The 14,143-nt window shown below is 59.8% G+C and carries 13 protein-coding genes; 11 read left to right on the top strand and 2 right to left on the bottom strand.

The window, feature by feature from the left end:
- Positions 1-50: 50 nt before the first annotated feature.
- Positions 51-2,498 (bottom strand): glycogen debranching protein GlgX, encoded by a 2,448-nt coding sequence (gene glgX, locus OU26_RS01535; protein ID WP_026646514.1) that lies wholly within the window; start codon positions 2,496-2,498, stop codon positions 51-53.
- Between the two features lie 275 nt (positions 2,499-2,773).
- On the opposite strand from glgX, the gene OU26_RS01540 reads away from it, so the two are divergent.
- From OU26_RS01540 to OU26_RS01550, 3 genes are all read left to right on the top strand, one after another.
- Entirely contained in the window at positions 2,774-3,778 is a 1,005-nt protein-coding gene (locus OU26_RS01540; RefSeq protein WP_026646513.1) for a zinc-dependent alcohol dehydrogenase family protein, read from the top strand.
- A gap of 216 nt (positions 3,779-3,994) precedes the next feature.
- Positions 3,995-5,356: an MFS transporter gene (locus OU26_RS01545; RefSeq protein ID WP_026646512.1), complete on the top strand. Its 1,362-nt coding sequence runs from the start codon at positions 3,995-3,997 to the stop codon at positions 5,354-5,356.
- A gap of 57 nt (positions 5,357-5,413) precedes the next feature.
- Positions 5,414-5,812, top strand: a complete 399-nt coding sequence (locus OU26_RS01550) for a VOC family protein (RefSeq protein WP_026646511.1) — start codon at positions 5,414-5,416, stop codon at positions 5,810-5,812.
- Positions 5,813-5,896: 84 nt separating this feature from the next.
- Here the strand turns inward: OU26_RS01550 and OU26_RS01555 are convergent, their stop codons facing one another.
- Positions 5,897-7,033, bottom strand: coding sequence for an ROK family transcriptional regulator (locus OU26_RS01555; protein ID WP_026646510.1), 1,137 nt, complete (start codon positions 7,031-7,033; stop codon positions 5,897-5,899).
- A gap of 399 nt (positions 7,034-7,432) precedes the next feature.
- Between OU26_RS01555 and adhE the strand changes: the two genes are divergently transcribed.
- The 8 genes from adhE (at position 7,433) to rplV (ending at position 14,142) form a co-directional block, all read left to right on the top strand.
- Complete coding sequence (adhE, locus tag OU26_RS01560) at positions 7,433-10,165, top strand: bifunctional acetaldehyde-CoA/alcohol dehydrogenase (RefSeq protein WP_026646509.1); 2,733 nt, start codon at positions 7,433-7,435, stop codon at positions 10,163-10,165.
- A 498-nt stretch (positions 10,166-10,663) separates the two neighbouring features.
- On the top strand, positions 10,664-10,972 hold the full coding sequence (gene rpsJ, locus OU26_RS01565; RefSeq protein ID WP_003808013.1) for a 30S ribosomal protein S10: 309 nt from the start codon (positions 10,664-10,666) through the stop codon (positions 10,970-10,972).
- 17 nt (positions 10,973-10,989) lie between these two features.
- Positions 10,990-11,631 carry a 50S ribosomal protein L3 gene (gene rplC / locus OU26_RS01570; protein ID WP_003808016.1) on the top strand — a complete coding sequence of 214 codons (642 nt, stop codon included), beginning with the start codon at positions 10,990-10,992 and terminating at the stop codon, positions 11,629-11,631.
- A gap of 6 nt (positions 11,632-11,637) precedes the next feature.
- On the top strand, positions 11,638-12,303 hold the full coding sequence (rplD, locus tag OU26_RS01575) for a 50S ribosomal protein L4 (RefSeq protein WP_026646508.1): 666 nt from the start codon (positions 11,638-11,640) through the stop codon (positions 12,301-12,303).
- A gap of 5 nt (positions 12,304-12,308) precedes the next feature.
- Positions 12,309-12,605: a 50S ribosomal protein L23 gene (rplW, locus tag OU26_RS01580; RefSeq protein ID WP_003808021.1), complete on the top strand. Its 297-nt coding sequence runs from the start codon at positions 12,309-12,311 to the stop codon at positions 12,603-12,605.
- A 36-nt stretch (positions 12,606-12,641) separates the two neighbouring features.
- Positions 12,642-13,472 carry a 50S ribosomal protein L2 gene (rplB, locus tag OU26_RS01585; protein ID WP_026646507.1) on the top strand — a complete coding sequence of 277 codons (831 nt, stop codon included), beginning with the start codon at positions 12,642-12,644 and terminating at the stop codon, positions 13,470-13,472.
- Between the two features lie 15 nt (positions 13,473-13,487).
- A complete protein-coding gene (rpsS, locus tag OU26_RS01590) occupies positions 13,488-13,766 on the top strand; it encodes a 30S ribosomal protein S19 (RefSeq protein ID WP_003808025.1) in 279 nt (92 codons plus the stop codon).
- Positions 13,767-13,782: 16 nt separating this feature from the next.
- Complete coding sequence (gene rplV, locus OU26_RS01595) at positions 13,783-14,142, top strand: 50S ribosomal protein L22 (RefSeq protein WP_003808026.1); 360 nt, start codon at positions 13,783-13,785, stop codon at positions 14,140-14,142.
- The last annotated feature ends 1 nt before the right edge of the window (position 14,143 follow it).

Here is a 14,143-nt window from a genome sequence, read left to right on the forward strand (position 1 = left end):
CTATTATTTCAGCCGTTTTGCGCGTCGGCTGGTCATGCCAGCCGGACGCCTCAGTCGGACATCTGCTTCAGAACGCTGATGCTCAAAGACGGCAACGTCCATAGTGTGGGATCATCCTCGGACAGTCCGTCATCCACTGATTTCAGATTGTCGGTGGCCTCATCCTCCAGATGCCAGTACATCGTGTTGAGCCGCTGAAGATGTTCGCGGAAACGTCCGGCCGGTTTGTCGTCCGACTCCTCGTCGAATTCGGCCAGCTTCTCGATTCGCGTGCCCTGTCCGGGGTATTCGCCGGCGATCTCCGCCGAGGACCAGAGCATCTGCCATTCGATGTCGCTTGGCAGATGGAAGCGGATGTTCTCATCGGAACCGTTGACCAGAATCAGCAGACTGGGCTCGTCGGGGGAGAGCAGCTGCATGGCGAACGAGCGGACGGACGGATTGGTCCAATCGGCGTCGTGTGGCGCCTTGCCGTTCGGCATGAACCAGTGCACACGGTCGGACTTCTTCAGCAGGCCGATCCGGCTCAGTCGGGTGAAGAAGTCCTCATGGTTGTACAGGTCGCGTGATTTCCGCAGGGCGATCAGCCTCGACGTGAGGTTGAACAGTTTGAGCTCCGTCGTCTGCTCGGTGCTGTACAGCCAGTCCCAGTCGAGCCATGCGGTCTCGTTGTCTTGCGTGTAGGCGTTGTTGTTGCCGTTCTGGGAATTGCCGAATTCATCGCCGGCGAGCAGCATCGGAGTGCCCAGGGACAGCAGCAGCGTGCCCAGCAGGTTCATGGTGGCGCGTTCGCGTTGCTGTGTGATGATCGGATCGTCGCATGGGCTCTCGTGCCCGAAGTTGACGGAATGGTTGTCGTTGCTGCCATCCTGGTTGTTCTCGCCGTTGGCTTCGTTGTGCTTATGGCTGTAGCGGGTCAGATCGGCGGTGGTGAAGCCGTCGTGGCAGGCCACGAAATTCACGGAAGCCGTCGATCCGCGTCCGGGATCCGTGGCGAACAGGTCGGCCGAACCGCACAGACGCGTGGCCAGCGATTGCATGGTCGTCTCCCCGGGCTCGCCGCCGCGCGCGCGTTCCACGTCCGTTAGCCAGAATTTGCGTGTGCAGTCGCGGAAACGGTCGTTCCATTCCGCGAAGGGAATGCCGAATTGGCCGGTTCGCCAGCCGCCTGGACCGCAATCCCAAGGCTCCATGATCATTTTGAGGTTGCCAAGCAGCATATCGGAGCGTAGCGCGTACAGGAACGGGTGGTATCGGGTGAATTCGCCGTCGAGCCGGGCCAATGTCGCGGCAAGGTCGAAGCGGAATCCGTCGATGCCGATTCGTTTGGCCCAGTATCGCAGCGAATCCACGGCGAACGTGGTGACGTGCGTATTGGTGAAATCCAGCGAATTGCCGCAGCCCGTGGTGTCGTAGAGCCTGCTGACCTCGTCTTTGGTGCGCCGATAGTAGGTGAGGTTGTCGAGGCCTCTCCAGCAGATCGTGGGGCCTTCGGGGCCAGATTCGCAGGTGTGGTTGTAGACCACGTCCATGATCACTTCGAAGCCGGCTTCGTGCATCGCGCGAACCATGTCGATGACTTCCTGCCGCACGGCCGCGGCGCCGGCTTCCTGTGCCTGCTTGGTGGCGTATGAGGGTTCGGGGGCGAAGTATCCGAGGGTGGAATAGCCCCAGTAGTTCGTGCGATTGCGTTCCTGCAGGAACAGTTCGGGCTGTTTGGCCTGAATGGGGAGAAGCTCGATGGATGTGACGCCAAGGTCCTGCAGATAGGAGAGTGTCGACGGATGGGCGAGGCCCGCGTAGGTGCCGCGGAGTTCCTTGGGAAGCCAGGGGGCGTTCGCGGTGAAGCCTTTCACGTGCAGTTCGTAGATGATGGTCTTGCTCCAGGCCACGTGCGGATGGGACGGTTCTCCCGCATGTTTGTCGGTCGCGCGATCGTCGATGGCCACGGAGACGGGCATGTGGCCAAGGGAATCCACGGTGCTCATTGGACCGAACGGAGATCCCGACACCTTGCCGTTTTTGATCTCGCACTCGTAGGCGAACGCGCCCGGATCGAGCTCCATCTGGCCTTCGATGCCTTTGGCATAGGGGTCGAGCAGCAGTTTGTAGGGATTGAAGCTTACGCCGTGGTTCGGGTCCCATGGGCCGTTGACGCGGTATCCGTATTGCATGCCGTCCCAGGCTTTGGGCACGTGCACATACCACAGACCGTAGTTCGGCCCGTCCATGCGGAACAGCGTCTCCCGAAGGTTGAGCGACGGTATCCGTCTCGTGCAGATGTTGAGTTCCTTCGCCTGATCGATGAAGGTGACATCCGGCTCGTCGAACAGGCGGGTGGCGTCGGCGTAGAAGAGACTTGGTTGGTCAAGAGGCTCGAGCACGCAGAACCATGCTTGTGTGGCGCTTTCGGAACGGACGACGGCGTCCGCTCCACCATCGTCGGTGAAATACAGTCCGGGACGTGTGGCGTAGCGATGTAGGGGAGGATTCTTCATATCTATATTGTAGACGCCGGAAGCAGTCAATCGTTCGACGTGCGGGGGCGTGGCGCGGCATGACGCATGAGCAGGTCTCTTTTTTATTTTTGCTTGGCGATTCCGGCCTGTCGCCGCCGGCACATGCCGACGGAGTCGTTGGGAATATTGGCGACACGCTTTATAAGACACTTTAAGAAAATCAATTTGCAAAACTATTTAAAAAAGCGTATAGTGTGATTCATCACGCAGAGAATGCGGGAAACAAAATATCTTTCAGTGAGGAAGGAATTATCATGAAGGCTTTGGTTTTGACTGGCATCAAGCAGTTTGAGATTCAGGAACTGGCTACCTCTGAGATTCAGCCGAATGAAGTGCTGATCAACACCGCATACGCCGGTGTGTGCGGCACTGACCATGATCTGTATGCCGGACGTCCGGGCTCCGCGCCGGCTGTTCCGCCGATCGTGCTCGGCCATGAGAACTCCGGCGTCGTCGCCGCCATCGGCTCCGAGGTCACCAACGTCAAGGTGGGCGACCGTGTGGCCGTCGATCCGAACATCTACTGCGGCCAGTGCGAGTACTGCCTGACCCAGCGTCCGGAGCTGTGCGACCACCTAAGCGCCGTCGGCGTCACCCGTGACGGCGGCTTGGCCGAGCAGTTCACCGCCCCGGCCACCGTGGTCTACAAGCTGCCGGACAACGTCTCCCTGCGCGACGCCGCCGCCATCGAACCGGTGTCCTGCGCCGTGCACGGCCTCGACCTGCTCAAGCTGCGCCCCTACCAGAAGGCCCTGGTCATCGGCGACGGCTTCATGGGACAGATCTTCGCCCAACTGCTGCAGGCCTATGGTGTGCACCAGGTGGATCTGGCCGGCATCTTCGACGAGAAGCTGCAGCGCAACAAGGAGCAGTTCGGTGTGACCGAGACCTTCAACACCACGAAGGAGCCGGTTCCGACGGACGCCTACGACGTCATCGTCGAGGCAGTCGGTCTGCCGGCCACCCAGGCCCAGGCGGTCGCCGCGGCCAAGAAGGGCGCGCAGGTGCTGATGTTCGGCGTCGGCCCGCAGGAGGCCCACTTCGAGATGAATACCTACGACATCTACAAGAAGCAGCTCACCATCCAGGGCTCCTTCATCAACCCGCTGACCTTCCGCGACGCCATCTCGCTGGTCTCCTCCGGCAAGATGAACATCGGCGGCCTTATCAGCCACGAGCTCAAGCTCGAAGAGGTTCAGGACTTCCTCGACGGCAAGATCACCGGCGTTTCCAAGGCCGTCGTCAAGGTCGGCAAGTGACGTCGCGGACGGTTCCGCGATCGTTCCGATGAAATCGTGGCCGCCGCGTGTTACCTCTCTTGCGGCGGCCATCGTTCAATTCGCATCGGGTGCCATGGCAGGGTGGCCATGGCAGGGTGGCCATGGCAGGGTGGCCATGGCACCCGTCCATTGAAGACCTATATTGGTTTGTATGTTTTCTCATAGTTGAGAAGGATAACGGGTAAGGATGCTCGCATGATTAAGCTTCTTGAACGGCTCGGCGTTCCGCGTACGCTGATGCTCGGCTTCCTCGCCGTCGCGATCTTCATGACCGGCGATGGTTTTGAACTGACGTTCCTGTCGAAATTCATGGTGGATCAGGGATTCACCTCGTCCCAGGCCTCGCTGCTGGTCACCGTATATGGTCTGTTCGCGGCGTTCGGCGGCTGGTCCGCCGGCGTGCTTGCCGAGATGTTCGGCGCGCGCAAGGTCATGATGTTCGGCGCGTGCTGGTGGATCGGCGTGCATCTGCTGTTCCTCGGCGTGGCCATTCCAAGCCATATCTATCCGTTGATCCTGGGCCTGTACGCCATCCGTGGCATCGGCTATCCGCTGTTCATCTACAGCTTCGTGGTGCTGATGGCGCAGTACATCTCCCCGTCCAGACTCGCTTCGGCCACCGGCTTCTTCTGGACCTGCTTCTCGTTGGGCATCGGCGTGTTCGGCGCGTATCTGCCAAGCTTCATCATGCCCGTGTTCGGCGAATACAAGACGTTCTGGTTCGCATTGCCCTTCTCCATCGTCGGTACGCTCATGTGCTTCTTCTTCGTGCCGAAGAACAAAGTCGTCAAGGGCGAGGGACTCAGCCGCAAGGAACAGCTCAAGGAGCTGACCGAAGGCGCCACCATCCTGTTCACCAATCGCAAGATCCTCATCTGCGCCATCATCCGCATCATCAACAACCTGCTGCTGTACGGCTTCCCCGTCATCATGCCGTTGTACCTGTGCACCACGCATAACGGCGGCATCAACATCTTCAAGACCGAGGAGTGGATGCGCATCTGGGGCTTCGTGTTCGTCGTCACCCTGATCTTCAACACCTTCTGGGGCTGGTTCATGGACCGCTTCGGCTGGGTATGGCCGATGCGCTGGTTCGGCTGCGCGGTGCTCGCCGTCGGCTCGGTGGCGTTCTACTACATTCCGCAGTGGTTCGGCGCAAACGCACTGATGATGATCATCGCCTCTATTATTGTCGGCATCGGCACCTGTGCCTTCTCGTCGCTGCCGACCATCATGACGCTGTACGCAGGCGAAGGCAAGCAGGGAGCCGCGCTATCCGCATACAACCTCGCCGCCGGCCTGACCACGTTCGCCGGCCCCGGCATCGCCACGATTCTGTTGCCGGTCATTGGCTATGGCGGTGTGTGCTGGACCTACGCCGCGCTATACGTGCTGGCGTTCGTTCTCACGCTGTTCATCCGCCCGAAGCAGCCTGGATTCGATGAGCATGGCCTTCGTGTCAAGTCGGCCAAGAAGAGCGAGCAGTCGGCTGAAGTCGCGTCCCAGACCGCGTCGGAAGCGCCGGTTGCCGTGGAATCGTCCGAGGCGGCGCACTGAGACGTCATAATCGATAACACAATATCCGATCAATATCCATCGCAAAGGAGAACCATCATGAGCAAGCCCATGACCGCATTCACCACCGATTTCCAGCATTCCGGCATGATTGCCAAGGATCTGGACGAGACCATTGAGTTCTACACCAAGAAGCTCGGCTTCGAAGTGGCGGGCATCTTCCATAACGGCGAGAACCGTTGCGCCTTCCTGCGCTACGGCCATCTGACCATCGAGACCTGGGAGGGCGAGCCTGCCCCGATGACCACCGGCGCCATCAACCACTGGGCGTTCGACACTCCGGATATCGAAGCCGCCTTCGAGAACGCCAAGGAGCTCGGACTGAAGTTCAAGGACACCGAGATCCAGCACATCGACAGCTTCTGGGATCACGGCATCCGTTACTTCAACGTGTACGGTCCCAATGGCGAGACCATCGAGTTCTGCCAGATCGTCTGAGACGACGGAACTACGACAGGGGCGTGTCCCGACTATCGAAGTCGGGACACGCCCCTGTCGTTTTTTTCATATACGCGGAACGCGTCAGATTTCCGTGTTGCAGATGTCGGCCACATAGGATTGCACGAATCGCAATGCAGCGCCGATGATGTTCTGATCCTCCATACACAGGCTTTTGCGCAGAACGAAGTGTGTGTCGTGGAACGCGCTTTTCTCCTCGACCAGCGCCTTGAGATGGTCGATATCATCCGAATCGAGATATCGTGCCGCCTCGCCGCCGATGATGATGTCTCCGGCGAGCAGCGCGCGGACGTTGCTTACGGCCTGCGCCACGTTGGCCAGCCAATGGTCGAAGCGCTGCCTATGCCCGTGCTCGCCCTGTCTGAGCACGCTGAAGAATCCGGACAGGCTTTCGCCATCCTCCAGCAGGGTTTCCGGTGAACAGTAGGTGTCCATGCAACCATACTGACCGCAATAGCATTTGTTGCCGCCGGGAACGAGTGTCATGTGTTCGATGACGCCGTTGCGCAGATTGGGACCTTGATGCAGCTGACCGTCAATGATCACCGCGCCGCCGGGCCGCATCTCGAGGTACACGCAGACCGCATCGCTGAGCGCGTGGTCGAGCCAGAGCTCGGTCATGGCCGAAGCGTCGGAATCATGGATCATGATGCTCGGATAGCGTACGTTCTGTGCGATGGTGCCCAGTTTAACGCCCGTGTTGCCCATGATGCTGCCGAAGCTGATGGTCGTGCCATCTGCCGACACGATGCCTTGGATGGCGAACGCGACTCCCAGGATGCCGCTGCCGCCGCGTTCGACTTTTGCGGCGAAGTCGTTGATGATGCCGCCTATTTTCTGGTAGTACGCGTCGGTGTTGCGGTAGGGGAGCGCGGCGTGATGCCGCGCGATGACATGACCGTGCAGATCGATCGCGCACAGGTTCAGCCTGTTGGCTCGCATGGCCACGCCGATGGCCGCCTTGCACCGCGATTCGAACACGAAGGTCTGCGCTTTTCTGCCGCCGGTGGATTCCAATTGCTCGCCCTTGCCGACGAGCCCCTCCTGTTCTAGCGCGCGCAGGTTCTGGGTGATGGTCGGCAGGCTGAGGCCAAGTTCCCGTTCCAGAACCTGTTTGGTGGCTGGGCCATTCGTATACAGGTATCTGGTCAGAGCTCGTTTGTTGAGCTCCTTCACTGCCATGGTGGGAACGGCTTTCATGTCTGCTCCTTAACGGGATATGTTGCTTCTGTCGATTATACCTTTACAAAAGTATTTTTATGAAGTGTGCCGTCAATCGTAAGAAAAATAAAAACTTTAAAAAAAGCTCTTTAGGAAATGGTGAAAATAGTGTTCGATAAGTGGACGTAAAGTGAACAAAACGCGTCAAAAGAGAGTCTGTTGCATGGTAAATGTTCGGAAAAATCGATAAAAAGAACAAAAAAAGATAAGAAGCGAACATGAATTACACGACACGACGAAGAATATGTAACGCCATTATTGTCGAGTATATTGTGACTCAGGTCACAACATGATCAGCAACGTGCCGTCCGTCATATGGACGGGCGGAGATAACTGAAAAACCTTTGCAATTCCCCAAAGAATCGAGGAGGACTTCAAGTGGCAGACGCAAAGAAGAAGGAAGAACCGGTCAAGCCGACTCCGGAAGAGAAGCTCGCCGCAGCCGAAGCTGAGGTCGACGCCCTGGTCAAGAAGGGTCTGAAGGCTCTTGACGAATTCGAAAAGCTCGATCAGAAGCAGGTCGACCACATCGTGGCCAAGGCTTCCGTCGCGGCTCTGAACAAGCACTTGGTGCTCGCCAAGATGGCTGTCGAGGAAACCCATCGTGGCCTGGTCGAGGACAAGGCTACCAAGAACATCTTCGCCTGCGAGCACGTCACCAACTATCTGGCCGGACAGAAGACCGTCGGCATCATCCGTGAGGACGACGTGCTGGGCATCGACGAAATCGCCGAGCCGGTCGGCGTCGTCGCCGGCGTGACCCCGGTCACCAACCCGACCTCCACCGCCATCTTCAAGTCCCTGATCGCGTTGAAGACCCGTTGTCCGATCATCTTCGGTTTCCACCCGGGCGCCCAGAACTGCTCCGTCGCGGCCGCCAAGATCGTGCGCGACGCCGCTATCGAGGCTGGCGCTCCTGAGAACTGCATCCAGTGGATCGAGCATCCGTCCATCGAGGCGACCGGCGCGCTGATGAAGCATGACGGCGTTGCCACCATCCTCGCCACCGGCGGTCCGGGCATGGTCAAGGCCGCGTACTCCTCCGGCAAGCCCGCTTTGGGCGTCGGCGCTGGCAACGCTCCGGCGTACGTCGACAAGAACGTCGATGTCGTGCGCGCCGCCAACGACCTGATCCTGTCCAAGCACTTCGATTACGGCATGATCTGCGCCACCGAGCAGGCCATCATCGCCGACAAGGACATCTACGATCCGCTCGTCAAGGAACTCAAGCGCCGCAAGGCCTACTTCGTGAACGACGAGGAGAAGGCCAAGCTCGAGCAGTACATGTTCGGCTGCACCGCCTATTCCGGACAGACCCCGAAGCTCAACTCCGTGGTGCCGGGCAAGTCCCCGCAGTACATCGCCAAGGCTGCCGGCTTCGAGATTCCGGAAGACGCCACCATCCTCGCCGCCGAGTGCAAGGAAGTCGGCGAGAACGAGCCGCTGACCATGGAGAAGCTCGCTCCGGTCCAGGCCGTGCTGAAGTCCGACAACAAGGAACAGGGCTTCGAGATGTGCGAGGCCATGCTGAAGCATGGCGCCGGCCACACCGCCGCCATCCACACCAACAACCAGGATCTGGTCCGCGAATACGGCCAGCGCATGCATGCCTGCCGCATCATCTGGAACTCCCCGAGCTCCCTCGGCGGCGTGGGTGACATCTACAACGCCATCGCCCCGTCCCTGACCCTGGGCTGCGGCTCCTACGGCGGCAACTCCGTGTCCGGCAACGTCCAGGCGGTCAACCTTCTCAACATCAAGCGCATTGCTCGGAGGAACAACAACATGCAGTGGTTCAAGATTCCGGCCAAGACCTACTTCGAGCCGAACGCCATCAAGTACCTGCGCGACATGTACGGCATCGAAAAGGCCGTCATCGTGTGCGACAAGGTCATGGAGCAGCTCGGCATCGTCGACAAGATCATCGACCAGCTGCGCGCCCGTTCCAACCGCGTGACCTTCCGCATCATCGACTACGTCGAGCCGGAGCCGAGCGTCGAGACCGTCGAGCGCGGCGCCGCCATGATGCGTGACGAGTTCGAGCCGGATACCATCATCGCCGTCGGCGGTGGCTCCCCGATGGACGCCTCCAAGATCATGTGGCTGCTGTACGAGCACCCGGAGATCTCCTTCTCCGATGTGCGTGAGAAGTTCTTCGATATCCGCAAGCGCGCGTTCAAGATCCCGCCGCTGGGCAAGAAGGCCAAGCTGGTGTGCATCCCGACCTCCTCCGGCACCGGTTCCGAGGTCACGCCGTTCGCTGTGATCACCGACCACAAGACCGGCTACAAGTACCCGATCACCGATTACGCGTTGACCCCGTCCGTCGCCATCGTCGATCCGGTGCTGGCCCGCACCCAGCCGCGCAAGCTGGCCTCCGACGCCGGCTTTGACGCCCTGACCCACGCCTTCGAGGCTTACGTGTCCGTGTACGCCAACGACTTCACCGACGCCATGGCTCTGCACGCGGCCAAGCTGGTCTGGGACAATCTCGCCGAGTCCGTCAACGGCGAGCCGGGTGAGGAGAAGACTCGCGCCCAGGAGAAGATGCACAACGCCGCCACCATGGCCGGCATGGCATTCGGTTCCGCCTTCCTCGGCATGTGCCATGGCATGGCCCACACCATCGGCGCTCTGTGCCACGTGGCCCACGGCCGTACCAACTCCATCCTGCTGCCGTACGTGATCCGCTACAACGGATCCGTTCCGGAGGAGCCGACCAGCTGGCCGAAGTACAGCAAGTACATCGCTCCGGAGCGCTACCAGGAGATCGCCAAGAACCTTGGTGTCAACCCGGGCAAGACTCCCGAGGAAGGTGTCGAGAACCTGGCGAAGGCGGTCGAGGATTACCGTGACAACAAGCTCGGTATGAACAAGAGCTTCCAGGAGTGCGGTGTGGATGAGGACTACTACTGGTCCATCATCGACCAAATCGGCATGCGCGCCTACGAGGATCAGTGCGCTCCGGCGAACCCGCGTATCCCGCAGATCGAGGATATGAAGGACATCGCCATCGCCGCCTACTATGGCGTCAGCCAGAAGGAAGGCCACCAGCTGCGCGTCCAGCGCCAGGGCGAAGCCGCCACGGAGGAAGCCTCCGAGCGCGTCTGATCGCCATATCATCGCCATATCGGTGTGACTCCTTATATATAGGACATGTATAAGGAATCGTGAAAAGGAGTCCGACGGGAAACCGCCGGACTCCTTTCTTTTTTCGAGGCATGATTTTTCGAGACATGAAGGGCGCGGCGAGGTGTTCTTGACATGCGTTTTGCAGGCTTCTTTCGATGCGGATCAGGCGGATGCGGATAGGGTGATTCGCATATGGACGGGCATGGCCGAAACCGTTGGAAAATGCGCGACACGCGCGGATTTCAGTTGTTCACCCCTGATGCTTAGATAAAGAAGTTGCCTGATTTTAGGGCTCGCAAATTGTAATTCAAAAAGCGAGCGTGGCACAGCGAATCACTCCGGTGATGAACTGCATGGCCGCGCACTGATGTGGTATGGCCACGGGACTCCATGGTTCCGGGGGTCTTTCTGCGCCGGTGCCCTTGGAAGCAGGCTGGTAAACAGTAACTAACGAATCGCTAGAAAGGGCGGAAGGCAATGGCGGGACAGAAAATCCGCATCAGGCTTAAGTCCTATGACCATGAGGTCATCGACCAATCGGCGAAGAAGATCGTCGAAACGGTGACGAACGCGGGTGCAACTGTGGTTGGCCCGGTTCCGCTCCCGACCGAGAAGAACGTGTTCGTCGTTATCCGTTCTCCTCACAAGTACAAGGATTCTCGCGAGCATTTCGAGATGCGTACTCATAAGCGTCTCATCGACATTGTGGACCCGACCCCGAAGGCCGTGGACTCCCTCATGCACATTGATCTGCCCGCAGACGTGAACATCGAGATCAAGCTGTAAGGGAGGAGGAAACCATTATGTCTAATCGCACTGCACTGCTGGGCAAGAAGCTCGGCATGTCTCAGGTCTGGGACGAGAACGGTTTCTTCGTTCCCGTGACCCTCGTTGACGTGTCCACCAACGTGGTGACCGCCGTCAAGTCCGAGGAATCCGACGGCTACAAGGCTGTTCAGCTTGGCTACGGCCAGGTTGACCCGACCAAGGTGACCAAGCCGCTTGCCGGCCACTTCGCCAAGGCTGGCGTCACCCCGCGTCGTCACCTCGCTGAGGTTCGCACCGATAACGCCGAAGAGTTCGAGCCGGGTCAGGAGCTGACCGCTGAGCTGTTCCCGGAGGGCACCCTGGTCGACGTGACCGGTACCACCAAGGGCAAGGGCTTCGCGGGCACCATCAAGCGTTGGGGCTTCAAGTCCTATCGTCGTACCCACGGCTCTCACAAGAACGAGCGTCGTCCTGGCTCTGTCGGCGCATGCGCCACTCCGAGCCGCATCCTCAAGGGCAAGCGTATGGCCGGCCGCATGGGTCATGTGACCAACACCGCGCTGAACCTCACCATCGTTTCGTCGGATGTTGAGAACGGCGTGCTGGCTATCAAGGGCGCCATTCCGGGCCCGAAGGGCAGCATCGTTCTCGTCCGTTCGGCAGTGAAGGGAGCCTGATAAATCATGGCAAACGTTACTCTGAACGTCACCGATAACAAGGGCAAGGCCACCGGCACCGTCGATGCTCCGGCTGAGATCTTCGGCTTCTCCGCCGAGGAAGTCCAGTCCCGCATCCCGCTGATCCACCAGGTCGTCATCGCCCAGCTCGCTGCTGCTCGCCAGGGCACCCACGCCACCAAGACTCGTGGCATGGTTTCCGGCGGTGGCCGCAAGCCGTGGAAGCAGAAGGGCACCGGTCGTGCTCGTCAGGGCTCCATCCGTGCACCGCAGTGGTACCACGGCGGCACCGTGTTCGGTCCGCAGCCGCGTGACTACTCCCAGCGCACCCCGAAGAAGATGAAGGCCGCTGCTCTCAAGTACGTGCTTTCCGATCGCGCCAATGCCGGTCACGTGGCCGTTGTCGACTTCGGTGTTTCCGAAGCCCCGTCCACCAAGGCCGCCGTTGCCGCTCTTACCCCGGTGACCGAGAACAAGTTCACCACCGTGGTGCTCTCTCGCGAGAATGTGAACGAATGGCTTTCCGTTCGTAACATCCCGACCGTTCACCCGATCTTCGCCGATCAGCTCAACACGTACGATGTGGTCACCGCTCAGTACGTGGTCTTCTCCAAGGAAGGCTTCGACGCCTTCGTTGCCGCGAAGACCGAGCCGGCTGCAAAGGAGGCCTGATTTTCATGGTCGCTATTCACAAGCCCGCACACGACATCATCCTCAAGCCTGTCGTTTCTGAGAAGAGCTACGCTCTGTCCGATCGCGGTCAGTACACCTTCGTGGTGGCTCCGAACGCGAACAAGGTTCAGATCAAGCAGGCAATCGAAGAGATCTTCAATGTCAAGGTGACGAACGTCAACACCCTCAACCGCGCCGGCAAGCGTCAGCGCACCCGCAACGGTTTCGGCCAGCGCGTCAATCAGAAGCGCGCCATCGTGACCGTCGCCGAGGGCCAGACGATCGACATCTTCGGTAACTGAAGGCTAGCCGAGAAAAGTTAAAGGAAGAACTAGATTATGGCTATCCGCGTTTATAAGCCGACGACTGCAGGCCGCCGTAACGCGTCCGTCTCGGACTTCTCCGAGATCACGCGCTCCACGCCTGAGAAGTCGCTGGTTCGCAAGCTCAGCAAGACTGGCGGTCGTAACTCCTACGGCCGTATGACCTCCCGCCATCGTGGCGGCGGTCACAAGCGCCAGTACCGTCTCATCGACTTCAAGCGTTGGGACAAGGACGGCGTGCCGGCCAAGGTCGCTCACATCGAGTACGACCCGAACCGTTCCGCCCGCATCGCGCTGCTGCACTACGCAGACGGCGAGAAGCGCTACATCATCGCTCCGGAAGGCATCAAGCAGGGCGACCTCATCGAGACCGGCGCCCAGGCCGATATCAAGCCGGGCAACAACCTGCCGCTGCGCAACATCCCGACCGGTACCGTGGTGCACGCGATTGAGCTCCGCCCGCTGGGTGGCGCCAAGATCGCCCGCTCCGCCGGTGCTGCCGTGCAGCTCGTCGCCAAGGATGGCGCTTACGCCCAGCTGCGTATGCCGTCCGGCGAAATCCGCAACGTGGACGCTCGCTGCCGCGCGACCGTTGGTGAGGTCGGCAACTCCGATCACGCCAACATCCAGCTCGGCAAGGCAGGCCGCGCTCGTTGGATGGGCAAGCGCCCGATCACCCGTGGTGAGTCCATGAACCCTGTCGATCACCCGCACGGCGGTCGTACCCGCGGTGGCAAGCCGCCGGTTTCTCCGTGGGGCAAGGGCGAGGTTCGTACCCGCCGTCCGAAGAAGGCTTCGAACAAGATGATTGTTCGTCGTCGCCCGAATGGTAAGAACCGTAAGTAAGGGAGTGTCGAGTAGATGACTCGTAGCATCAAGAAGGGCCCCTTCGTCGACGCCCACCTGCAGAAGAAAGTCGACGAGCAGAACGAGAAGGGCACGCACAACGTCATCAAGACGTGGTCCCGTCGTTCGATGATCACCCCTGATTTCATCGGACACACCTTCGCCGTTCACGATGGCCGCAAGCATGTTCCGGTGTTCGTCACCGAATCCATGGTTGGCCACAAGCTCGGTGAGTTCGCCCCGACCAAGACCTTCAAGGGTCATGTGAAGGACGACAAAAAGGCACGCCGCTAAAGGAGAGTAAGGACACATGGAAGCTAAAGCAATCGCTCGTCACGTCCGCGTGACGCCGCGCAAGGCTCGCCGTATGGTCGACCTCATCCGAGGCAAGAAGGCGACCGAAGCCATCACCATTCTGAAGTTCGCTCCGCAGGACGCATCCCTTCCGGTGCGCAAGGTCCTGGAGAGCGCCATCGCGAACGCCCGTGTGAAGGCCGACAAGGCCGGCGAGCCGTTCCGTGAGAACGACCTGGTCGTGAAGGAGACCTATGTGGACGAAGGCGTGACGCTGAAGCGTTTCCGCGCCCGTGCACAGGGCCGTGCCGCTCGTATCAACAAGCGCACCAGCCACATCACGGTCGTCGTCGCTAACAAGGAAGGAAACCGCTAAA

It is taken from the genome of Bifidobacterium ruminantium DSM 6489, assembly GCF_000770925.1.
In the GTDB taxonomy this organism is placed as follows: Bacteria; Actinomycetota; Actinomycetes; order Actinomycetales; family Bifidobacteriaceae; genus Bifidobacterium; species Bifidobacterium ruminantium.